Source organism: Arthrobacter jinronghuae (assembly GCF_025244825.1).
Lineage (GTDB): Bacteria > Actinomycetota > Actinomycetes > Actinomycetales > Micrococcaceae > Arthrobacter_B > Arthrobacter_B jinronghuae.
In genome coordinates, this window is the sequence record NZ_CP104263.1 from 2,580,269 (window position 1) to 2,602,924 (window position 22,656).

Annotated in this window: 21 protein-coding genes; 7 read left to right on the forward strand and 14 right to left on the reverse strand. The window is 64.0% G+C overall.

The window, feature by feature from the left end:
• Window positions 1-163: 163 nt before the first annotated feature.
• From N2K98_RS12100 to N2K98_RS12130, 7 genes are all read right to left on the reverse strand, one after another.
• Window positions 164-637, reverse strand: coding sequence for a pilus assembly protein TadG-related protein (locus tag N2K98_RS12100; protein ID WP_255797201.1), 474 nt, complete (start codon window positions 635-637; stop codon window positions 164-166).
• The gene (locus tag N2K98_RS12105; RefSeq protein ID WP_255797200.1) at window positions 634-1,089 is read right to left on the reverse strand and encodes a hypothetical protein; all 456 of its coding nucleotides are present in this window, start codon (window positions 1,087-1,089) and stop codon (window positions 634-636) included. Before N2K98_RS12105 ends, N2K98_RS12100 begins: the two co-directional genes overlap by 4 nt.
• On the reverse strand, window positions 1,073-1,507 hold the full coding sequence (locus tag N2K98_RS12110; protein ID WP_370646377.1) for a TadE/TadG family type IV pilus assembly protein: 435 nt from the start codon (window positions 1,505-1,507) through the stop codon (window positions 1,073-1,075). The genes N2K98_RS12105 and N2K98_RS12110 overlap by 17 nt, the downstream gene beginning before the upstream one ends.
• Entirely contained in the window at window positions 1,504-1,776 is a 273-nt protein-coding gene (locus N2K98_RS12115; protein ID WP_257794403.1) for a hypothetical protein, read from the reverse strand. Before N2K98_RS12115 ends, N2K98_RS12110 begins: the two co-directional genes overlap by 4 nt.
• An 81-nt stretch (window positions 1,777-1,857) precedes the next feature.
• Window positions 1,858-2,754, reverse strand: a complete 897-nt coding sequence (locus N2K98_RS12120; protein WP_255797199.1) for a type II secretion system F family protein — start codon at window positions 2,752-2,754, stop codon at window positions 1,858-1,860.
• A 38-nt stretch (window positions 2,755-2,792) separates the two neighbouring features.
• Window positions 2,793-3,650, reverse strand: coding sequence for a type II secretion system F family protein (locus N2K98_RS12125; protein WP_255797198.1), 858 nt, complete (start codon window positions 3,648-3,650; stop codon window positions 2,793-2,795).
• Window positions 3,647-4,873, reverse strand: a complete 1,227-nt coding sequence (locus N2K98_RS12130) for a CpaF family protein (protein ID WP_255797197.1) — start codon at window positions 4,871-4,873, stop codon at window positions 3,647-3,649. The genes N2K98_RS12125 and N2K98_RS12130 overlap by 4 nt, the downstream gene beginning before the upstream one ends.
• 329 nt (window positions 4,874-5,202) lie before the next feature.
• Between N2K98_RS12130 and N2K98_RS12135 the strand changes: the two genes are divergently transcribed.
• Entirely contained in the window at window positions 5,203-8,016 is a 2,814-nt protein-coding gene (locus N2K98_RS12135) for a GH25 family lysozyme (protein WP_255865152.1), read from the forward strand.
• A gap of 91 nt (window positions 8,017-8,107) precedes the next feature.
• Here N2K98_RS12135 and N2K98_RS12140 read toward each other — a convergent pair whose 3' ends face one another.
• A complete protein-coding gene (locus N2K98_RS12140; RefSeq protein ID WP_255865151.1) occupies window positions 8,108-8,599 on the reverse strand; it encodes a GtrA family protein in 492 nt (163 codons plus the stop codon).
• 137 nt (window positions 8,600-8,736) lie between these two features.
• Between N2K98_RS12140 and N2K98_RS12145 the strand changes: the two genes are divergently transcribed.
• From N2K98_RS12145 to N2K98_RS12155, 3 genes are read left to right on the forward strand one after another with little or no spacing between them, the layout of a single operon-like run.
• The gene (locus N2K98_RS12145; RefSeq protein WP_255865150.1) at window positions 8,737-10,317 is read left to right on the forward strand and encodes a DUF2142 domain-containing protein; all 1,581 of its coding nucleotides are present in this window, start codon (window positions 8,737-8,739) and stop codon (window positions 10,315-10,317) included.
• Window positions 10,308-11,042: a glycosyltransferase family 2 protein gene (locus N2K98_RS12150; protein WP_370646375.1), complete on the forward strand. Its 735-nt coding sequence runs from the start codon at window positions 10,308-10,310 to the stop codon at window positions 11,040-11,042. Before N2K98_RS12145 ends, N2K98_RS12150 begins: the two co-directional genes overlap by 10 nt.
• A gap of 2 nt (window positions 11,043-11,044) precedes the next feature.
• Window positions 11,045-11,464 (forward strand): DUF2304 domain-containing protein, encoded by a 420-nt coding sequence (locus N2K98_RS12155; RefSeq protein WP_255797192.1) that lies wholly within the window; start codon window positions 11,045-11,047, stop codon window positions 11,462-11,464.
• 94 nt (window positions 11,465-11,558) lie between these two features.
• On the opposite strand, the gene rfbA is transcribed toward N2K98_RS12155, so the two are convergent.
• Window positions 11,559-12,428: a glucose-1-phosphate thymidylyltransferase RfbA gene (gene rfbA, locus N2K98_RS12160; RefSeq protein ID WP_255797191.1), complete on the reverse strand. Its 870-nt coding sequence runs from the start codon at window positions 12,426-12,428 to the stop codon at window positions 11,559-11,561.
• 56 nt (window positions 12,429-12,484) lie between these two features.
• On the opposite strand from rfbA, the gene rfbB reads away from it, so the two are divergent.
• Both rfbB and rfbD read left to right on the forward strand, forming a co-directional pair.
• Window positions 12,485-13,483 carry a dTDP-glucose 4,6-dehydratase gene (gene rfbB / locus N2K98_RS12165; protein ID WP_255865149.1) on the forward strand — a complete coding sequence of 333 codons (999 nt, stop codon included), beginning with the start codon at window positions 12,485-12,487 and terminating at the stop codon, window positions 13,481-13,483.
• Window positions 13,480-14,913, forward strand: coding sequence for a dTDP-4-dehydrorhamnose reductase (gene rfbD / locus N2K98_RS12170; protein ID WP_255865148.1), 1,434 nt, complete (start codon window positions 13,480-13,482; stop codon window positions 14,911-14,913). The genes rfbB and rfbD overlap by 4 nt, the downstream gene beginning before the upstream one ends.
• Before the next feature lie 77 nt (window positions 14,914-14,990).
• Here rfbD and N2K98_RS12175 read toward each other — a convergent pair whose 3' ends face one another.
• From N2K98_RS12175 to N2K98_RS12190, 4 genes are all read right to left on the reverse strand, one after another.
• Window positions 14,991-16,958, reverse strand: coding sequence for a DUF7657 domain-containing protein (locus tag N2K98_RS12175; RefSeq protein ID WP_255865147.1), 1,968 nt, complete (start codon window positions 16,956-16,958; stop codon window positions 14,991-14,993).
• A 41-nt stretch (window positions 16,959-16,999) separates the two neighbouring features.
• Complete coding sequence (locus N2K98_RS12180; protein ID WP_255865146.1) at window positions 17,000-17,857, reverse strand: glycosyltransferase family 2 protein; 858 nt, start codon at window positions 17,855-17,857, stop codon at window positions 17,000-17,002.
• A complete protein-coding gene (locus N2K98_RS12185; protein ID WP_255797186.1) occupies window positions 17,854-18,300 on the reverse strand; it encodes a GtrA family protein in 447 nt (148 codons plus the stop codon). Before N2K98_RS12185 ends, N2K98_RS12180 begins: the two co-directional genes overlap by 4 nt.
• Before the next feature lie 68 nt (window positions 18,301-18,368).
• A complete protein-coding gene (locus tag N2K98_RS12190) occupies window positions 18,369-20,645 on the reverse strand; it encodes a YfhO family protein (RefSeq protein WP_260553703.1) in 2,277 nt (758 codons plus the stop codon).
• A gap of 167 nt (window positions 20,646-20,812) precedes the next feature.
• Between N2K98_RS12190 and N2K98_RS12195 the strand changes: the two genes are divergently transcribed.
• Window positions 20,813-21,853, forward strand: a complete 1,041-nt coding sequence (locus N2K98_RS12195; RefSeq protein WP_255797184.1) for a glycosyltransferase family 2 protein — start codon at window positions 20,813-20,815, stop codon at window positions 21,851-21,853.
• Between the two features lie 75 nt (window positions 21,854-21,928).
• On the opposite strand, the gene N2K98_RS12200 is transcribed toward N2K98_RS12195, so the two are convergent.
• The gene (locus N2K98_RS12200) at window positions 21,929-22,654 is read right to left on the reverse strand and encodes an ABC transporter ATP-binding protein (protein WP_255797183.1); all 726 of its coding nucleotides are present in this window, start codon (window positions 22,652-22,654) and stop codon (window positions 21,929-21,931) included.
• Window positions 22,655-22,656 lie beyond the last annotated feature (2 nt).

The following is a 22,656-nucleotide window of genomic DNA, read 5'->3' on the forward strand; positions in this document are numbered from 1 at the left end:
GTTGACGAGAGTAAATACGCGCGCCAGTGGAAAGTCGGGTAGCGCTCCCGCGGTGCCGGATGCGGGGACTCAGTAGTCAGCGGCGCCCGCCCGGGTAAGGGAACGGACTGGAGGCACTGGCCGGTCCGCGAGGCGCAGGAGCAGCGGAAGGCTTCGTAGCTTTTTACTGCAGCAGCCGGGCCCGCGCCTCACTCACCGCGGTGACGGGGATTCCGTCCGGCACCAGGAAATTCACGATCGGCGGATGGACCCGCGCCGCCAGCACCACACGTGCCGTCCGGCCGTCCGCCGTGCCGGTCTCTTCCGTTACCGCAAGCTCCGTGAACCGTTCCTCCGCACCCGTTTCGGCAAGATAACTGCGGGCGGCGCGGCGGACGGCGTCGGCTTCCAGCACCGCCGCCGGACCCGCCCCTGCGGCGGCCTCACCCAGCGAGAACGTGTCGGCCGCGGCCACCGCTGCACCGTCAGCGGCTGAGAGCAGCTTCTTCTGCCCGAGATAGACGGACGACGCCGCCATCACCACTGTGACGGTCAGCAGCGCCAGCACGCAGTACCCGATGATGAGTACCCCGACCTGCCCCCGCTCCCCGTCATCCCGCTGCCCGACCGGCGGTCCTTTCCGTAACCCCCGGCTCATCCGAAGCGCTCCACAACCTGCGTGGACTGGGAATCCACCACTACCGGGGACCCGTCGGTCCACGGAAGCCCGGGAAGCGGCACGGCAAACCGGACGCTGACAGTGACGGTCGACCCGGGCGCCAGACATACCTCGGAGCAGCTGATGTCCATCAGCATGCCGTCGGCCTGCAGCCCGAAGTCGCTCAGCGCGAGTTCCGCCGCATCCGCCGCCTGCTGTTCACCAACCACAGTGTCGGGTGCTGCGGCATAGACCTTGGCGGCGGCGTCGGCCGCACCGACCACCGCGAAGGACGCCCCCTGGATCTGGCCAACGGTAACCACCAGATACACCACAGGCACCAGCAGGATCAGACCCAGGAAAATGAACTCGACGACGGCGCTGCCGCCTTCATCCGGTACCTGCCGGGGCTTCCCCGCTTGCCGGGTTCCTCCCTCACCGCCTCGCCGCATGCCCCTTGACCTCGATTCCGTCACCGGGCCCGATGAAACCGATGACCGGCAGCGGCGCCCGCACCGTGATCTCCAACAGGCGTGCGCCGTCCACGGTCTGCTCTGAGTAGCTCACGTCCCCGGCATATTCCTCGCCGAGTGAGTTGCCGATTACGGCGGCCGTGCGCGCCACGCCGTCCGCCGGGGTGCGGTCTGCCAGGGTGCCGTAGCGCGCGCCCGTGGCTGCGGCGTCGATCAGGGTGTTGCGAACGTGCAGCACCAGCGCCAACTGCACCACAGCCATAAACACCAGGCTCACCAGCGCTCCCACCATCACGAAGTCGACGACGGCGGACCCCCGTTCCCGTTCGGGACCGCGGCCGGCAGCACCGGACCGGCACGTCCGGCCGCATCCCCGGCGACCCTGCCACCGGTTTATGGCTGCACCTGTTCTATTGCGGATTCAAACAGCCGCTCGAGGGCCGGCTGCACCAGGAGCAGCAGTCCGGCCACGAGGATCGCGGACATGAGGGTAATCATCACCCACCCGGGTACATCTCCACGCTCCGGATCCCTTGGGTGCGCTGCCGCCTGGAACTGCCGCACCAGCCGAAAGCACCATCCCGCCACCACGGCGAGCGCTGCTTTCCATCTTCGGCCCGCGGTCCGTGTGCCGTCCCCGCGCCTGTTCGCCTTACTACTGGTCATCTCATCTCCATCCCCTCGACATGCTTCCCCTTTGCTTTGCTCCCGGTTTCACTGGTACTCCTCCTGGTTCCTTCTCCTGCCTCACAGCCCCAACCGCAGCAGTGCCAGGCCCGGGAACACCGCAAACAGCACGGTCAACGGGAGGATTCCAAAAACCACGGGCACCATCATGGCTATTTCCTTTTTGCCTGCGGTCTCCATCAGGTCCCGCTTCGCACCGTCCCGTACGTCCTGCGCCTGTGCACGCATAACATCCGCCAGTGGTGTTCCGCGGTCGACGGCAACGGTGACTCCGTCGACGAACCGGGTCAACGGCGCCAGGCGGATCCGGTCGGAGAACTCCTGCAGGGCTGTGGTGAGCGGGTGTCCTGAGCGGGTCAGGGCAAGGACACGGTTGAACTCGTCCGCCAATTCACCCTGCGCAGCGGCGGAAACGCGTTCCAGCGCTCCGACGGCGCTTTCCCCGGCGCTGACGGCTAGCGCCATCATTTCCGCCAGGCTGGGGAATTCCGCCAGGATGCGGCTGTTGCGCCGTTCAATCTGCCGGGTCAGCAGGTAATCCCGCAGCAGGAATCCCGTAACGGCACAGGCACACGTACCCAAGGCCACCGAGACAAGTCCCATGCGACCGCTGCCGATGAGAAGGGCGCCCACTGCTCCCCCGGCCAGGAACCCGGAACCGGCAAACAAGACCTGCTCTGCCCGGTAATCCGAAACGGACTTGTTCCCGCCGGCCTGCTGCAGCCGCAGCCCGAGGGCCCGGTTGGCCGGAGAGAACCGGGCCATCCGGCGTACGGCGTCGTGGAGCAACGGACGCAGGATCCGCTCCAGCGGGCCGAAAGGCGTGATGTCCGGGGCGGATAGCAGGAGCCCCGACGCGGGGCGCACCGAACGCAGCTGTGGTTCCACCCGAGCAGCGAATGTACTCTGCCGCAGCAGCGGCAGCCGGTGCAGGACCAGCAGCAGTCCAGTGCCCATCAGGGCTCCAGCCAGTACCGCTGCGGCTATCCCGGGCGTCACCGCAGTACCCGCACATCTTCGGGCAGGGCGCCTATCCGCAGCATCAGCCGGTAGCAAAGGACGGAGATGCCGATTCCCGCGACCAGGACCGTCGCGCCGGCAGCGGAGTTGTAGGCTGCAGCTGTCTCCGGGCGCGCCGCCAGCAGCAGCAACACCGCCCAGGGAGCGGCCACGGCCAGCCTCGCCGCGTTGACGGTCCAGGACTGCCGGGCCAGCAGCTCGCTCCGGGTCCGCGCATTCTCGCGCAGAAAACCGGCCAGCGTGCCGAGGAGCCGGCCCAGATCGGTGCCGCCCACCTGGCGGGTTATCCGCAGGGCTTCAATGATGCGGTCCGCCACCGGATCCGCCAGGTTGTCCTTGAGCCGGGTCAGCGAATCCTCGAAGTTGCCGCCGGACCGATAGTCGGCGGCAAATGTCCGGAAGTATCCCCGCAGCTCCTCCGGGCCGTTCCCGGCCAATTGGATGAGTGCCTCCGGAAGCGACAGGCCAGCACGGATTGCGGAGCGCAGGTGGTCGACGACGTCGGGCCACAGTTCCGCCAGCGAGGCCCTCCTGCGGCGTGCCTGCATCCGCACCAACGCGTAAGGCAGCCCCGCCCCGAAAAGCGCGAAGCAGGCTGCGATGGGTAACGACAGCGTCAGGATGAAAAACAGGAGAAGGACAAAAACGCCCGTGACAGCACAAGCCGCGAGGAGTCCGGCAGCCCTGACCCGTTCGATGCCGGCCTGCCGCAGCAGATCGTCCAGGTATCCGGTTCGACGGCGCCGGGACGGGGTATGGGCTGCCGGGATCCAGCAGGACTGCCACAGCAGCAACAATCCCATGCCCAAGGTCAACCCCGCTGCGGCGCTCATGCTGCCGCCCCGAGCAAGGCGGCGATGTTCACGCCGGCAGAGGCGAACTTGTCGGCCGACGGCATGGCCGAAGCCGTCACGGCCAGCTTGCCGTCCACCGGACCGAATACCGGGGACGACTCGATGATCCCGCCTTCCACCCGCCGTCCCAGGGCCAGGATTTCGGTGACCTCGCGTCGTCCTGTACCGGTTCTGGAGCAGTGAACCACCAGGTCGATACAGGAGGCCACCGTTGGAACCACGAAGGCACTGGAAATATTGTTTCCCGCCAGCAGGGGCAGCGTGCACAGCTTGGTTACCGCGTCCCGTGCACTGTTCGCGTGGATGGTGCACATGCCGGGCAAACCCGCGTTAAGCGCAATCAGCATGTCCAGGCTCTCCGCTTCACGGACCTCCCCCACGATCAGCCGGTCGGGGCGCATCCGCAATGCTTCCTTCACGAGCCTGCGCAGCGGGATTTCGCCCTGTCCCTCCAGGTTCGGCTGACGGCACTGCAGCCCCACCACATCCCGCAGTGGGAGCTGGAGTTCGAAGATTTCCTCGACCGTAACCACCCGTTCCCTCGGTCCGATAGACGCAGCGAGACAGTTGAGCATGGTGGTTTTCCCCGCCTGCGTGGCGCCGGAGACGAGGATGTTCAACCCGGCAGCCACGGCGGCGCCGAGAAAGCGGGCGGCTGCCGGAGTCAGCGTGCCCAGCTCCACAAGGTGATCAAGGCGGCGGGCACGGGCCACGAACTTGCGGATATTCACTGCCCAGTGCCGCCTGGTCACGTCGGGGATGGCAACGTGCAGACGGGACCCGTCCGGTAAGGCCGCGTCTACGAACGGGGAGGAAAGATCAAGCCGCCGGCCGGAGGACTTCAGCATCCGTTCCACCAGAAGCCGCACCTGCTCGGAAGTCAGCGTCAGGGAAGTCAGCTCGGACCGGCCGTCCCGTGCGAGATAAACCTCGGAGGGCGAGTTGATCCACACTTCTTCGACCGTGGGATCATCCAGCAGCGGCTGGAGCGCACCGAAGCCTGCTACGGCGTCGAACACCTGCCGGCGAACGGATTCCGGCCGGCCCAGCGGCGGCAGGGTCCCCAGCAGGGAGCGCTCGTCGTAGTCGGAGACGGCAGCATCCACGAGCCGCCGAACCTCCGCGGACTGTTCCTGCGGATCCAGCCCGCGCACACGGATGAGCTCGCGTACCTCGTCTTCGACTATCCGCGCTGCATCCATCGGCATCCCCCGCGATCACCGGGCCATGGCCCGGTACGAGACTGGTTGCGGCCCTCCTCGGGGCCTACGGGCCACACAGTAAGGGCACGGATGCCAGGGCGCGAGCGTAGTTTCGCTGCCTTGTGGATAACCCGCCCAGGCACGGTTTGGGCACTGCTGACCACCCTCTGGGCTACCTGTTCGGCGCCGCTGCGGGGGTATTCGCCCAAAACAGGTACCCGCCGCGGCATGCAGTTTGCGGCGTTGCTCACAGTGGGTGCTATGGCGGTCGGATAGTCTTCATTCTGACCCGGCACCGTTCGCTGGGCGCGAAACACCCTGGAGATATCGTGAACAGACAATCACTCTTCCGCTGGCTGGGGGGTGCGGTTCTGGGCGGTGCTCTGGTGTGCGGTAGCCTGCCGGCTGCCGCCCTGACCACCACGCCCGACCCCGACGGACCGCCTACACCCGCAGCCCCCGAGATCCCCGCATCCCCCGCAACAGCGGAAGAAACCGGCCCCGCTCCCGTTGAGGCAGACCCTGGCGCTCAGGAAGCCGATCATGAGCAGCCCGGCGCCGAGGACACCGCTCCGGCCCCCCAGCCGGCCGCGACGGCGGAGAAGAAGGCTGCCGATCCGGCTCAGGATAGGGCCGAGGAATCCGCAGATCCCCCGGCTGATGCCGTAGGACCACTCGGCGCCCGGATGGGTCAGGGCCTTGAACGCCTGATGGCCACCGGCGATCCGCAGGTGCCCACGGACGAAGAAATCCGCGAGCGCCGGGACGCGGAAGCCGACCCGGAGACACCGGCGGACGTACCTGATCTGGGTACCCCTGCCAAGCTCGACGAAGCGGAGGCGTCCACCGCCACCCCCGCGGAAACGCCGCAGGCCTCCCCCGGCAGTTCCAACGGCGCAGCTTCCCTTTCCCCGGCAGCTACGTGGATGCCGGCGGGAATCCAAGGTCTGGACGTCAGCAGCCACCAGGGCAACGTTGACTGGCAGCGTGCCTGGAACCAGGGCGGCCGTTTCGCCTATGTCAAGGCCACCGAAGGGACGTATTACAAGAATCCGTTCTACGGCCAGCAGTACAACGGTTCCAAGAACACCGGCATGCTACGCGGTGCCTACCACTTCGCTATCCCCACCCCCGGGTCCGCCCGGGCGGAGGCCAACTTCTTCGTGGACAACGGCGGCGGCTGGTCCGCTGACGGCAACACCCTGCCTCCGCTGCTGGATATTGAGTACAACCCCTATCCTGAGCTCGGCAACACCTGCTACAACATGTCAGCCGGGCAGATGGTTTCCTGGATCCGGGAATTCTCCAACACCATCCAGGCCCGCACCGGCCGTCTCCCGATGATCTACACCACCACCGACTGGTGGAGTACCTGCACGGGGAACACTTCAGCGTTTGCGGACCATCCGCTCCACATAGCCAACTACAGCACCACAGGCGCCGGCCCTATGCCGGCAGGCTGGGGCACTTACAACGTCTGGCAGTACAGCAGCACCGGCCCCTTTGTGGGCGATTCCAATGTCTGGAACGGTTCGACTGCGGACCTGGCCCGGTTCGCGATGAGCGGACCGGCACCGGACCGGACCCGCCGGGTTATCAGTCCCGGGGACTTCAACGGTGACCGCAGGCCTGACCTGCTGACCCGGCGCGCGGACGGCACCTTGTGGTTCCATGCCGGCACCGGCAACGGATCCTTTGGCGCCCCGCGGCAGATCGGCTCCGGCTGGGAGGTCTACAACAGCCTTGTTGCCGTGGGCGACTACGACGGCGACGGCCGCAACGACATCGTCGCGCGCCACGTCAACGGCAGCCTCTACCGCTACTCCGGCACCGGTGTCGTGGATAGCCGGAACGAGGGCTACCGTCCCGCCGTCCAGATCGGCAACGGCGGATGGGGAGACTTCAACCGCCTGATCGGGGTCGGCGATGCCAACAGTGACGGGCGCACCGATCTGCTGGCCACCCGCGCGGACGGTTCCTCCCTGCTCTATCAGGGCACCGGCACCGGACAGCATGGCCCGGCCTTTGGAGCAGGCTCCGATTGGTGGCGTTTCTCCGAACTGGTGGGAGCACGGGACTTCAACGGTGACGGCCGGGTGGATGTGGTGGCCCGCAGCTCCGACGGCAACCTTTGGCTCCGTGCGGGCAACGGCGGCGGTTCCTTCGCCCCGGGCTTCTCCATCGGTACCGGTTGGGACATTTACTCCACGGTCCTTGGAGGCAGCGATTTCAACGGCGACGGCAAGGCGGACCTTATCGGCCAGCGTCAGGACTCCAGCATCTGGTTCTATCCCGGCACAGGTTCCACGCAGGAAGGATATGGTCCGGCCGCACGGGTCGGCACGGTGAACTGGGCTGCAGACCGGTTGGTGGTCCCCACGGCGGACTTCAACTCCGACGGCACACCGGATCTGTTGACCGTGGCCCGTGACGGATTCTTGTGGTTCCACCCGGGCAAGTCCTCCGGAGGCTACGGTTCGGCCCGCAACATCGGCTCCGGCTGGCAGATTTACGAGGAAATCACCGCCGTAGGCGATTTCAACGGCGACCGCCGCAATGACCTCCTGGCCCGCAAACCGGACGGCAGCCTCTGGTTCTACGCCGGTACCGGCAAGGTCACCTCCGCTGATGAGGGCTATGACAGGGCGGTTAAGGTCGGCAGCGGCTGGAACACTTATCGGCAGGTGCTCGGGGCCGGTGATCTCAATTCCGACGGCAAACCTGACCTGCTGGCACGCGACGGTGCCGGCGATCTGTGGCGCTACTACGGGACCGGTTCGGTCTCAGGACGCAACGAGGGCTACAGCAGCGGTACCCGGATCGGCTCAGGCGGGTGGGATGGTTTCACCACCCTCCTCGGTCCCGGTGATTATGACGGCGACGGCCGTTCAGACGTCCTCGCCACTACAGCGGACGGCCGGTTGCTGCTGTACCGCGGCAGCGGGACCGGCTTGCTCGGCGTTATGGAAACAGTCGGCACCGGCTGGAACGCGTATTCCCCGCTGCTCGTCACTTCGCCGTCGGCGTCAGGCGCGTTCCGTCTGGGCGGCGTCGCAAACGGAGTGCTGTGGGAGTACCGCGGCACCGGGATGGCCGCACAGGGTTACCGGACAGCAACCCCGACCGGTAGCCTTCCGGGCTAGCTAACACCGCGAGCGTCCCAAAAGCACGAGACCTCCCGGCCCTGCGGCAAGTCCGCCGGACCGGGAGGTCTTCTGCTTTATTTCCTCGGATTCAGGCGACGCGGGGGGCCTTGTTCTGTGCGAACACAAAGTGTTTGTAAAGAAAGTAATTCCAGACGGTCATCATGGCCGTCGATGCGACTTTGCCAAGCATGTAGCTGCTGCCTACCGCCTCAAATCCGGAAACTATCAGGCTGGCGGCAACTGTATTGAAGAGCACCAGGGCCACGTATTTGACGAAGCTGGTTCCACGGGCGCCGGACCCGGCAAAAGTGAAGAAACGCGACAGGAAATAGTTGGCCGCAAAACTGGTGAGGAAGGCGATGGGCGTGGCCAGCCAGAGCTCCACACCAAAGTATTCGTGCAGGAGGACCAGCAGGAAAAAGTCCACGGCGAAGGAAACCCCGCCGACCAACAGGTACCTGCCGGCCGGGCCGAGGATGAGGTTCCGTAGCCGGGAAGCGGGCGAGGTTATCCTGCCGCGGTACGGCTCCGGATGCGGTGAGACGGGCGGGCGTAGCCCAAGATCCTTGTCATTGGACATATACGGACTCAGCTCCTGGGGCTAACGGCGGGACCTGCCGGCGGGGAATGAGTTCCTCGTTCCGAACGATCAGTAGCGGACCCGAACGCCCAATGCTCCTATAGCGCACGGGCAGGGTCGGATACGATGTTAGCACCATGGCCATAACTGACGTACGACGAACCCCCATTACCAAGCTCCAAAACCGCTGGTCTTTTCGCGGGTTTGCCGCAGCCTTCGGGTTGTTTTTCGCCCTAGGGTCAATCTGGTCCTTCGCTTCTCCTGTGTCCTCGTATCCCGATGAGCTGGCACATGTCATCAAAGCGGCTGCAGTCGTCAACGGTCAGTGGCACGGCCAGGATAGCGGCGGGCAGGGCGAAGAAGCAGTGGTTGACGTACCCGCGTACCTGCAGGACTACCCCAAGCCGCCTTGCTTTGCTTTCACCCCCAAGGTAACCGCTGACTGCACTCCGGAAATCGGTACTGCGACCAACGATGTTCAGTTAACAACATCAGCGGGAAATTACAACCCCCTTTACTACTCGATTGTCGGGCTGCCCTCTTTGGTCCTTGCCGGAGACACAGCGTGGTATGCCATGCGGCTCATCAGTGTCGCCCTGACATCGCTCTTCGCCGCGGCATCGGTGTCCTCGATCCTGTCCCTTCGGCGTTTCAGGACCACTCTGGCCGCGTTTGCCGTGTCCTGCACGCCGATGGTGCTCTACCTGACCGGCGGCCTGAATCCGCAGTCGCTTGAGATTGCGGCCACCACGGCGGTCTTTACCGCAACGTTGGCAGTCATGGAGCGAAGTAGGAACCGGGAAAATATCCGCCCCTACCTGGTGCTGCTGACCGTTTCTGCCGTAGTTCTTGCCAACACCCGTGCCGTATCCCTGGTCTGGCTGGCCCTGGCTGTCATCGCCGCAGTGCTGCTGGGCGGTGCCGGCAACCTCAAGATGCTGCTCGCAGACCGCGGGGTACGCATGGCCGGGTACATCTGTGCCGCCGGCTCCGCCGTTGGACTTTTGTGGCTCCTGACCGCCCAGACCTTTCAAAGCCTGACCGGAAGCGGCGAACAGATCAGCAAGGGCCAGGCGTTCCTCACTATGCTTGACCGCACGTTCGACTACGCCACGGCCTACATAGGCATGTTCGGTTGGCTGGACACGCCTGCCCCGAACGGTGTCTACGCTTTCTGGGGCTTCCTGATGGTGGGCCTCGCGGTGGCTGCTGCCTGTGTCCGTCCGGCTTCCCGCCTCGCCGGCCCCGCACTGCTTCTGGCGGCAATAGTGCTTCTGCCCCCGGTCATGCAGTCCGCGGTGATCGGGGACGTGGGCTATATCTGGCAGGGACGCTACATTCTGCCGCTCGTGGTGCCGTTCCTCCTGGCCTGCGGCTACGCCCTTCGTGACGTTGAACTGTCCCGTACGCCCTTCTTTGCACGACTGAGGGCACTGCTCTTCTGGCTCGCCGCCGGTGCGCAGGTGTATGCGTTCGTGTATGTGCTCCGGCGCTACACCGTGGGGCTCGCCAGAGACGCAAACTGGCTGCCGATGCTCCAGGGGCCGCTTTGGCAACCGCCCGCCGGGTGGATAACATGGGCTGTTGCTTATGCTGCGGCCCTCGCCGTTGCAGTGGTGCTGCTCCTCCGGACTCTCCGCGCACAGTCCTCCGGGCACCCGCAGGACCCAGAAGCCGCTAACAAAGATAAGGAATCAGAGACACTTCCATGTTCATGACGGAACCACCCCGAGTACTCGTGATCATGCCGGCCTGGAACGAGGGTGAGACCGTCGGGGACACCGTCCGGGAAGTCCTCGCCCAGGGCAAAGGCTACGACGTATTGGTGGTCGACGACGGCTCGTCCGACGACACCGCACGTCTGGCAGGTGAAGCCGGGGCCACTGTGTTGAAGCTTCCGTTCAATCTCGGCGTCGGCGGCGCCATGCGCGCCGGCTTCAAGTATGCCAAGACCCACGGCTACCAGACTGTCATCCAGGTCGACTCCGACGGCCAGCACGACCCGCGAGACATCGAACGTGTTGTCCAGGGACTGCAGCACGCCGATATTTCCATCGGCGCACGTTTTGCCGAGGAGGGCGACTACAAGGTTACGGGCCCGCGCAAATGGGCCATGTCCTTTCTGGCTGCCGTGATTTCCCGACTCGCCAAGACCAAGCTGACGGACGTGACCTCCGGTTTCCGGGCGGGAAACGTCCGGGCCATCAACCAGTACATTGACCATTATCCGGCAGAGTACCTCGGGGACACCATCGATTCCCTGGTGGTGGCCATCCGGTCAGGATGCGCCGTCGCCCAGGTGCCCGTGACCATGAGGGTTCGACAGGGCGGCGTCCCGAGCCACAACCCGGCAAAATCCGCTGTATACCTGCTTCGTTCCGTATTTGCCCTGTTCCTTGCGCTTACCCGCCGCAAGTCCCAGGTTCCGTCAGATAAGGCATAATTATGGCTGTTTTCGCTGCGTTTGTTTTCTCCCTTGTCATGTTTGTGCTGGTGCTGGAAATGCTCCGGCGCAAAAAGCTGCGGGAAAAGTATGCGGTTCTGTGGCTCCTGGTCGGAGGCGGGTCGCTGATTCTTGCAGGGTGGCCGCAGCTACTGGCACTCGTGGCCGGCTGGCTCGGCGTCCAGGTTCCCTCCAACCTGCTGTTTGCCATGAGCATCGTGCTGTTGATAGGAGTGGCCCTCCACCTGTCGTGGGAGCTTTCCGTCGTCGAAGACGAGACGCGTATCCTTGCCGAAGAAGTAGCCATTCTGAACACGGCGCTCAAACAGCTCCAGGGAGAAGTCCGTTCCCCGAAAGACCCAGGACAAAGCGGCACCGGTACCGGGCACCCGGTCCCTCCCGCAGCCGGAGACCGGCTCTGATCAGGCAGTAAACAGGAAGGGCCCGGATCGACGATCCGGGCCCTTCCTGTTTACTGCCTGGCGAAGCGTCACGCTCAGAGCTGCGCTGGGCCTCTTAGCGACCCTGGTCGAGTATGTTCAGCAGATACTGCCCGTAGCCGCTCTTGACGAGGGCCTCAGCACGGACACGCAGTCCTTCATCAGAGAGGAAACCCATCCGCCAGGCGGTCTCCTCGGGTGCTCCGATTTTTAGGCCCTGTCGGCTCTCGACCGTGCGGACAAAGTTGGAGGCGTCATTGAGCGAATCGAAGGTGCCGGTATCCAGCCACGCGGTGCCCCGCGGCAGGACTTCCACGTGCAGGCGCTGCTGTTCCAGGTACACCCTGTTGATGTCGGTAATCTCCAGCTCACCGCGCGGAGACGGCTTCAGCTCCCTGGCTATATCGACGACGTCGTTACCGTAAAAGTAAAGCCCCGGAACGGCGTAGCTGCTCTTCGGCTGCTCCGGCTTCTCCTCCAGGGACACCGCACGGCCGTCGGCGTCGAACTCCACAACACCGTAGGCCCGCGGATCGCCCACCCAGTAGCCGAAGATGGAGCCGCCGTCGACGTCGGCAAACCGCCGCAGCTGCGTGCCCATTCCCTGGCCGTAGAATATGTTGTCGCCCAGCACGAGGGCCACGCTGTCGTCGCCAATGTGCTCCGCCCCGATAATGAAGGCCTGCGCCAGACCGTCCGGTTCCGGCTGCCGGGCGTAGGTCAGGTTCACGCCGAACTGGGATCCGTCGCCGAGCAGGCGCTGGAACTGCTCGGCGTCATGCGGAGTGGTGATAATCAGGATGTCGCGGATTCCGGCCAGGATCAGCGTGGACAGCGGATAGTAAATCATCGGCTTGTCGTAGACCGGCACCAGCTGCTTGCTGATGCCTAGGGTGATGGGGTGAAGCCTGGATCCGGTCCCGCCGGCGAGTATGATTCCGCGCATACGGCTATCTTCGCCGGTGACGGAGACGGGGCGCAAATCCGGTAACCTTGGGGACTATGAAGCGGATACTTGTCACCGGCGGCGCCGGGTTCATCGGATCAAATTTCGTTCACTATGCACTCGCCGAAACAGACGCTCATATAACGGTTATCGACAAGCTTACCTATGCGGGAAACCTCGATTCCCTGGCGGGCCTCCCCTCCGACCGGTTCGAATTTGTCCACGGCGATATCACCGATGAGCCCCTCGTGGAAAAGCTTACCGAGGCCTCGGACGCGGTAGTCCATTATGCGGCGGAATCGCACAACGACAATTCCCTGCATGATCCCCGGCCTTTTCTGGACACGAATATCATCGGCACGTACACGCTGATTCAAGCCGCACGGAAATTCAATAAGCGTTTCCACCACATATCCACGGACGAGGTATACGGCGACCTGGCTATTGACGACCCCGCCCGCTTCACCGAAAACACCCCGTACAACCCCTCCAGCCCGTATTCCTCCACCAAGGCGGGGTCCGACCTGCTGGTGCGCGCGTGGGTCCGTTCCTTTGGCCTCCAGGCAACCATCAGCAACTGCTCCAATAACTACGGCCCTTACCAGCATGTGGAGAAGTTCATTCCGCGCCAGATCACTAACGTGATTGACGGCGTCCGCCCAAAGCTCTACGGGGCGGGTGAAAACGTCCGCGACTGGATCCATGCCGACGACCACTCTTCCGCGGTCCTGACCATCCTGGAACACGGACGCATCGGCGAGACGTACCTGATCGGCGCCGACGGAGAAAAGACCAACAAGGAAGTCGTTGAGCTGATCCTCGAGCGCATGGGAAGGGACCGGGACGATTTTGAACACGTGACCGACCGGCCGGGACATGATCTGCGGTACGCCATCGATTCCACAAAGCTCCGAACCGAGCTGGGATGGAAGCCGCGTTTCTCATCCTTCGAAACCGGACTCGACAACACCATCAAGTGGTACATGGACAACGAGTCCTGGTGGCGCCCCCGCAAGGCGGAAACCGAGAGCCGCTACCTGGAGCAGGGCCAGTGACGCCTGCTGACGAAGCGCCCGGCATCTTCGCCAAGGCGCTGGCCGCGCATCCCACGCCCATTCCCGGCGTCGTCGTATTTGACCTTCCGGTGCACGGCGACAACCGCGGGTGGTTCAAGGAAAACTGGCAGCGCAGCAAGATGGCGGCACTGGGCCTTCCCGACTTTGGTCCCGTGCAGAACAACATTTCCTTCAACGAGACTGCCGGCACCACCCGCGGCATCCATGCAGAGCCGTGGGATAAGTACATCTCCGTAGCGACTGGCCGCGTTTTCGGCGCCTGGGTGGATCTGCGGGAAGGCCCGACATTCGGCCGCACGTTCCACCACGTCCTGGATCCCTCGCAGGCGATATTTATCCCGCGGGGCGTGGGCAATGCTTTCCAGACGCTGGAAGACGGGACTGCGTACACCTATCTGGTCAACGACCATTGGAGCGCCGACGCTCAGGAAAAATACACCTTCCTGAACCTCGCGGATCCCACCGCGGCTATCCCCTGGCCCATCCCCCTCGACTCCGCAGAGACCTCAGCCAAGGACAAGGCCCATCCGTTCCTCCCTGAGGTCGCCCCCATGCCAGCCAAGCGCGTGCTTGTCCTGGGCGCTGGCGGCCAGCTCGGTACGGCCCTGCGGTTTCTTTTCGCTGACCGCGGCGATACCGTATTCGCCGCACGGGCCGACTTCGATCTGGCTGACCCTGCTGCCTACGACGCCGTCCGCTGGCAGGATTACGAAGTCGTCATCAACGCCGCCGCCTATACTGCCGTTGACGCCGCAGAAACACCATCCGGGCGCAGGGACGCGTGGAACATCAACACGTCCGCCGTGTCCCGGCTGGCGCGGATAGCAGCAGAGCACCGGATCACGCTGGTCCATGTTTCCACCGATTACGTTTTCGACGGAACTTCGGCCAACTACCGCGAGGACGACCAGGTCTGCCCCTTGGGCGTGTACGGCCAGACCAAGGCGGCAGGTGACGCCGCAGCGGCCACCGCGCCGCGCCATTACATCATCCGCACCAGCTGGGTGATCGGAGAGGGACATAATTTCGTCCGCACGATGGCGTCGCTGGCGTCCAAGGGCGTCGCCCCGTCTGTGGTCAATGACCAGATCGGTCGGCTCACGTTCGCCGAGGATATCGCTGCCGGCATCCGGCACCTGCTGGATACGCGCGCACCTTTCGGCACCTACAACCTCACCAATGACGGCGAGCCCGGTTCGTGGGCCGACGTCGCGGCCGCGGTCTACCGGCTGGCCGGCGCCGACCCTGCAGCCGTGACCGGGGTGAGCACCGAGGAATACTTCGCGTCCAAGCCCGATGCCGCTCCCCGCCCGCGTAACAGCGTCCTGGATCTGGCCAAGATCAAAGCCACCGGTTTCAGCCCCCGCGATGCCGGCCAAGCCCTCGCCGCCTACCTCAACGGCGAGTAGCTGGGACGAACTGATAGAAACAGGGATGCCCCGCCGCTGCAGCGGCGGGGCATCCCTGTTTCCGTAGCGCGTCCGGCTCAGTCCTGGAGTACCCGGTAGGTGTATACCGGACTGCCCGACCACTGCAGGGTGCGCTCGGCTTGGAGACAGTCAACCTGCAGTTCTGTGGTCGAGGCAATATGCCCCAGCTCCGGCATGGCGTCCGCAAGGACACAGGGGTCAACCTGGACAAAGGTCACGTCAAACCCGTTGGTAGTGATGTTCGTTTCCGCTCCCGGCGCCCAGTTGAAGGGAACATAGCCCCCGCCGCGGTTCCAGGCTTCTTCGAACTCATTGTCCGGATCCAGGCGTTGCCACATCTCCATGTCAGGCCCTGAGCGCTGCAGCCCGGACAGGGTAGGCACGCCGTTTGCCAGGCTCACGGTGTCGAAGGAACCCAGGTTTGACGCCCAGAAGGTGCCGTTGTCCCGCGCTTCGGTCCCTGCTTCATAAAGGACTTTCGCTGTTTCCGATTCGCGCAGGTCCCCGAGACCGAACACCAGCGGGTTGGCCCGGTAAACCGGAAGCGCCGCAAGCACCACCGCGAGGGCCACGGGCCAGCTGCGGTGCGGATACCGCGTCACGCAGAGAACCACCACGGCGACGGCAGCCCCGGCAACAGGAATGACGAGAAAGCGCATGTCCGGCAGATACTGTGCCTGCATCTGGGACGCTGCATACGCCGTTACGGCTCCGGAGATGAGGGCAGCCACAACGGCGGTTTTCCAGCGCCGGCCGTCCACCATGGAAAGGAGCAGGCAGACGGCAATGACTCCAAGCACGCCCACCACCTGGGCGGACCGCACCGAAGGCACCAGGTTCAACAGGGGAATTTTCTCGCCCAGGCTTCCCAGGTCCACCAGGCACCAGCCCAGCCACACCAAACCGAACGCCAGGACAGTCCATGCCGCTATGCCGCGGCGCACGGAAGGAACAAGCCTGCTGCCGGCCAGCAGCACCGCAATCCAGATGAAGGCTACGGCGAAAGAGGTCGACAGTTCGCTGGCGTTGGCCTGCACGGGCACGGAACCGTTTTGCAGCGGCGACAGTGCCGGAGCACCGAACAGCAGGGCGAAAGGCTGTGCCTCGGCGGAGGATCGGCGGGAACCCGGGTAAACCGTGCTGAACAGGGCGTTGAGTCCCTCCGAGTTCTCCACCAGGATGCCGATTCCGAAGATGACCGCCGTGACTCCAGTGAGCAGGACCGGACGGATACGGGTCCACAACGAGCCGGCACGGGTCAGGATCCATAGGGTGGAAGCCACCAGCACCGGCAATCCGAGCACCAGCGACCACGGTGTGTAAAAGGATGGCATCCCCGCGATGAGTATTCCGCCGGCCAATCCTGCCAGTGCGGCCACAAGGCGCTGGCCGCGGTTGAAGCGGTGGTACGCCGTGATCATCAGGCTCGACCCAGTCAGGGTATAGGCGATCAGGGCCACTGGCATCATGGACCACCAGGCGACACACGGCGAGAGTGCGATTAATCCGGCAGCCAGCCATCCCATCCGCCTCGTGCCGCCTACCTGCTCGAACCACTTCGGCATCATCAGCAACAGGAGGAGGACAGGAAGCCACCAGTGAGCAGCAAAGACGTTCGCGTCCGGCAGGAATCCAGCCAACTTGAGCAGCCCTGAATCAAAGAACACGAAGGATTCGAAGAAACCGCCAGAGGTAAACCGGTGGACAAGGTCTGCCCTTGCACCCATGGCGCTCAGCGTGGGGGCACCGCCCGTGGCCATGACTGACAAGGCGATCGGCGAATAGGCGTTGTACTCATCCGAGCGGATCCCGCTGGAGAGCCCTAGCTGTGTACCGAGGGGATTCTCCGGATCCTGCCGCAGGTGCCCCATCCCGATGGAGGACGTCGTGGCGCCCAAAAGCACCATAACGGCGTAGGCGGCCACCACGGCAACCCGGAGGGCGTTGTCACCGGTTCGGAGCCATTGGAGGACAGGCTGCAGCACAGCACCGGCCCGATCGGCGGCACGTGTTGTCTTCAACATTGGTTATGTGACCATTCCGCGGGCACGGCCCGCTGTGTGACTTAGGTAGTGCTGGCTACGACGTTTTCCTTGCCCATACGGCGACGCAGCCCCAGGTAAACCAGCCGGCGGGCGTAGGCGTTGGCAAGTGCGAGGGCATTGCCCCGGCGAACGTCGGCTGGTGAGACAGCCTCGGGATGCGCGGCCAGGATCGCCCGGTGCAGGCCGGCAGCCTGTTCAGCCTGTGCCTTGGCCAGCCGGACGCTCCACTGGCTCGCGCTGATCCTGAAGCTGGCGAGTGTCTGGGGAACGGCCACACAGTCACCGGAGCGCAGCACGCGCACGTACGCGGTCTCATCGATCATGTAAGGGAAGGTGTCGTCCCACCAGCCGTCGGCCAGGACATCGCGCCGAAGCAGGACTGCGGCGGGTTCACCGAAGATATTGGTGCCGCTGCGTACGGTCGCGCGAACGGCGTCCCGTCCGCTGACCAGGCCCTCGAGGCCGGCCAGTCCACGTGAGGCGATGACCGGTGCTCCGTGCGCGTCAACCACCGCACGCTTGCTCGCCACCATCACTGCGCTGGGATGTTCCTGCGCAGCCGCCATCTGGATTTCGAGGGCTTCGGGTGCAATGAGGTCATCGCCGCAGACCAGCTTGATCCACTCGCCCTCGGCATGCTGGCTCACACGGTTCCAGTTCGCTTTGGCGCCCCCGCCGTGCGGCGTGGGGCTGAGCACCCGGATCCGGGGGTCACCGGCGAAGGACTGGATGATTTCCGACGTACCGTCAATTGAGCTGTGGTCAGCGATGACGACTTCGAAGTCCGGGTAAGTCTGTGCCGTCACGGACTCCAGTGTCGCGGCCAGATAGGCGGCGTTGTTGTAGGCCGGAATGACGATGGAAACGCGGGGACTCATGCTTCGTCCTCTTTCTTGGAACCGGCACTTGGCACGGGTCCGGGTTCCGGGGATGGTTTGCGCCTAAACGAAAAGTACTTATGGCCGAAGTAGTTGATGAAGACCGTGGCGCAGGTGATGACAATCTGGGCCGGGATGCGGGGCGCGCCCAGCATGTCCGAGGCGACGAAAAGCAGCACCATGTTCACCAGCAAAGCGGTGAGGTTTACCGTCGCAAACCGCCCCAGGTCCGCCAGGACGTGGCCTGACACCCGGAACACCAGCTTCCGGTAGACAAAGAAGACCGCCACGAGGGATATCAGCCAGGCGGTTCCCAGCACAACAAAGGACGGAACATGCCTCCCGAAGAGCAGGTCCAGCCCGATGAAGAGAAGGGTGCTGAAGACGGTATTCGCGCCGCCGACCAGCAGGAAGGCGACCTTTTCCGTCTTCAGGAGCCGCATCAACGGGCCCGGCGGGCCGGAAAACACCCCGTGTGGGCCCTCGGGAAACGGTGTCTCGTCCTCGGCTTTCACAACACCACCGGCCCGTCCGCGTTTGGTTCCACGGCCCGGTTCCTTCGGCGCAGGGACTGCATCAGGTGCAGCACCGACCAAAGCACTCCCAGCCCGATGGCGGACCAGATAAGTACCACCAGGACGGGCCATGCCGGCGGTTCGAAAGTAATGCGGATATCCTGTCCTTCGCTTCCGGCAGGAACATCCACAGTCAGCAGGTAACCCCGCAGCGGATCCGCGATGCTGGCACCCTCCGCGTCGTAGCCGGGCCAGGCCAATCGGCTGGTGACTACTTCAGCGCCGCCGTCGGGCACTTCGTCCACGTGCAGAACCAGCTCCTGGCTGGTGTCCGAAACAGTTGATACCCGTGTTCCCGGAGTGGCCCAGACAGCCTCGCCGTTGTTCTCCAGGGGCTCGGCACGGACCCAGGTCACGAAGTCGCCGGTGCGCTCCACCTCGTTCCAACCTTCGGGAACCATGCGCGCCTTCAACGCTTCCCCGGAGGTGTCCGCCGGGTCACGCAGGATTTGGACAGTGTCGATGGAGAGCAGGTCCACCAGCAGTTCACCGGTTTCCTCATCCACTGTGAAGAGGCTGTCCGCGGCGTTCTGGCAGGTCCAGCCGTGGCTGGTCATGCAAAGGTCTTCGGAGTACTTGGCGAACATGATGGGGCTGTACAGATTGTGTGTGGGGATATCGCTCAGGTACCAGGCATTCGATGCGAGGGTATCGGCCCAAATGGCGGGACCAAGCCGGTCCGGCTCGCCCACCACGAATGTCATGCCTTCGGCCTCGGCAAGGGGTTCGTCGTAGGCTTCGGGCGACTCCGGGAAATGGAAATCAGGCAGCGGAGTTGAGGGGAAGTAATGCTTCTGGCCTACAGCCGCCACCAGGGATACAAGAATGATTCCTGCGGCGGCAGCACGTACTCCCCACGTCCGTACCAGCGGATGCGGAGCGTAGAGCACGACGACGGCGCAGATCAGTCCTACCGCTGCAACCGCCCCGAGGACGAAGTGGATCCTGCTGATATTCGGGTTCTGGCTCCAGGCGAGGTACATCCCTGCTGCATATAGGACCGACACGGCCGCGATACGGCCGCCGGTCAGCTGGCGGACGCGGAAGCGCGAAAGCAGGACCGCCAGCAGGACCAGGGCGGTGAGGGAAACGTACGGGACGAGCCGGATGGGGAAACGCAGCGGTCCGAGGTCGCTCGGAGCCAGCGTGAGCATCAGTGAGATGACACCTACCGTGACCAGTCCTGCCAAGGCCGGCCAGGACCCGCGGATCCGGCGACCACTGACCAGGCCCACCAACGGAAGGAACCAGGCTATGTACAGGACGGGCACCGGGGCGAACGCTCCCCACCAGCCGCTGACCTGCGGCAGGGCGCTGCCGACAGCGGCACTTGCCAGGCCCGTAAGGTCCGTTCCCAGGAATCCGCTGTTGCCGATGTCCGAAGCCCGGGCAGTCACGCCCGCGGTGAGGACGCCGGGTAGGTAGACCGTCAGGGCCACCATGCCAAGGATCACGCCTGAAACGACGAGCGGGACGGCACGGGCCGGGGTGCGCCGGACAAACACTTCGATCAGCAGCGCCAGGAAGACAATCACCAGCATGATGGTGCCGTGGACGTAGCCCACGGTGATCAGCAGGTAGGAGAAGATCAGTGCGGGTGCGGGGTTGCGGCTTTCCGTTATGAGGCGCCGCAGTCCCCACCAGGCCCAGGGAAGAAGTGCGAAGACCATCAGGCCCGTAACCCAGGAGGATCCGTCAAAGTATGTGGTGAATCCCGTGAGGGTCACGGCGACGCCGGCGACGGCGGCCCAAGGCGCCGTGGACCGGTAGCTGCGCGCCAGGAGGAATGTGCCCAGCGCCAGGACCAGCATCAGCGCGATCTTCAGGATGGTTGAGAAGAGAACGGCGTCCGTAATCACAGTGGACATCAACCCGATGAGCATGATCAGCGGGTTCCAGAGCCCCCACTGCCCTTCGGCAGCGTAGTTGCCGGCAGCCCAGGCCTCATCGCTGAACAGCCACCATTCACCGCGGCGGAGGCTTTCCCCGATCTCCACCCAGATTCCGTAGGCACCGGCCTGCGTGTCATCGTAGAAGTAGAAGCGTGGATTCGGGATCAGCGGGATCAGGGAGCCGATAAACGTGGCTGCGACAGTGACCAGGCCCCACAGGAGCGTTTCTTTGCGCCCTTCCTGCGACGGCCCGTCCGGCGTCTGCGTGTCACTGGGTTCGAGGAGCGTACCGCTCTCTCGCCGTTGGCTCACTGTCGTCATAAAATTGCGGTCCGTTCTACGCATACGTGCCTCATCAGAGGTAGCCCTCAGGAAGGCCTTGGCAATTGTAGCCCATGCGGCTGCGGAGCCCGGGTTGGGTGAAGCAGGCTATCGCAGTGAACGTTGGTATGCTCGCTAGGTGTTTATAGCCTACTAGGAGTCCTGTCTTGAGCCATAAAGTGCTGTCTGTAGTTGTACCTATGTACGACGAGGAGGCCGTCCTGCATCAGCTGGTTGCACGGTTGCGTCCCGTGTTGGACGGACTGGACGTCCCCTACGAAGTGGTAGCTGTTGATGACGGCAGCAAGGACGCCACGGCACAACTGGTGCAGCAGATCCGGGCTGAATGGCCGGAGCTCCGGCTGGTCCGCCTGATGCGCAACAGCGGCCACCAGGCAGCTATCACTGCGGGAATGGCCGGCGCCGTGGGTGACTATGTAGTCACCATCGATGCCGATCTGCAGGATCCTCCCGAGGCCATCGAGGAAATGCTCAAGAAGGCCCGGACCGAGAATGTGGACGTGGTCTACGGCGTCCGTAGCGACCGTTCCACCGATTCTGTTTTCAAACGGCAGACCGCCGCAATGTACTACTGGCTGATGCGGCGGGTCGCGGGTCCGCACGTACCGTCCAATGCGGGTGACTTCAGGCTCGTGAGCCGCAGGGTCCTGGACGCTATCAACAAACTGCCCGAAGAGGGCCGGGTTTACCGGCTGATCATCCCCTGGTTCGGTTTCCCGAGCACCAACGTCTACTACGAGCGGGACAAGCGCGCGGCTGGAACGTCCAAGTATCCTCTGGGCAAGATGATCCTGCTGACCACGGAGAGCATCGTAACCTTCTCCGGCGGTCCCCTCCGCTTTGCCACTTGGCTCGGCGTCCTCAGCGCCATGCTGTGTGTCTTGGTGGGCATTTTTGTCGTAGTCGGCGTGTTCACGGGACAGACAGTACCGGGCTGGGCGTCCACCGTCCTGGTGGTAGGCGGCATCGGGGCCATCCAACTGTTCTGCCTGGGCATTCTCGGTGAATATATCGGCCGGATCTTCGCGGGCACGCTCCGCCGCCCGCTTTACCTGGTGGGCTATGACAGCATGCTGGACACCGATACCGTTCCCGGTGCTTCCACTCCTGACACGGGCGGTACATCAGGCACGGCCGGCGGCACCGGTGTCATCGGCAGTGATGCGTCCGGAAAGACGGCACAGTAACCGCCGACACGGCAAAAAGGGGATCCGCCGTTTTGCGGCGGATCCCCTTTTTACTGCCTGTTTCCGGTCGACAGGTTACTCACGCAGACGGGCAACGGCGTCGTCCACGGGGCCATCCATAACGACCTGCCCGTGTTCAAGCACGACGCCGCGTTTGCAGATTCTTGAGACCAGGTCCAGGTCGTGGCTGACAACAACCAGTGTCTTACCCTCCCCGGCCAGTTCCTTAATCTTGTCGATGCACTTTTTCTGAAACGGTTCATCGCCGACGGCGAGGATCTCGTCCACGAGGAAAATGTCAGGGTCGGTATGGACCGCCACGGAAAACGCCAACCGGAGATACATGCCGGAGGAATAGAACTTCACCTCGGTGTCGATGAACTGGCCGATTTCCGAGAATGCGACGATGGAGTCGAACTTTTCGTCGATCTCCGCCTCCGTCATGCCCAGAATCGCACCATTCAGGTAGACATTGTCCCGTCCGCTGAGGTCATGGTGGAATCCTGCCCCAACCTCGATCAGGCCGGCCACCCGGCCCCGGGTGCCCACAGTGCCCGTATCGGGACGCATAACCCCCGAGATGTGCTTGAGCAGCGTGGACTTGCCGGACCCGTTCAGGCCCAGCAGGGCAACTGTCTCGCCCTGTTCGACCTCGAGCGAGACACCCTTGAGCGCGTGGAATTTCTCGGAGAGGTCGCCCTTGCGGCCCTTGACCAGCCAGACAAACGCTTCCTTCATGGAGCGGGTGTGCCGCAGGACGAACTGCTTGTTTACATTGCGTACTTCAATGGCATTTGCCACGG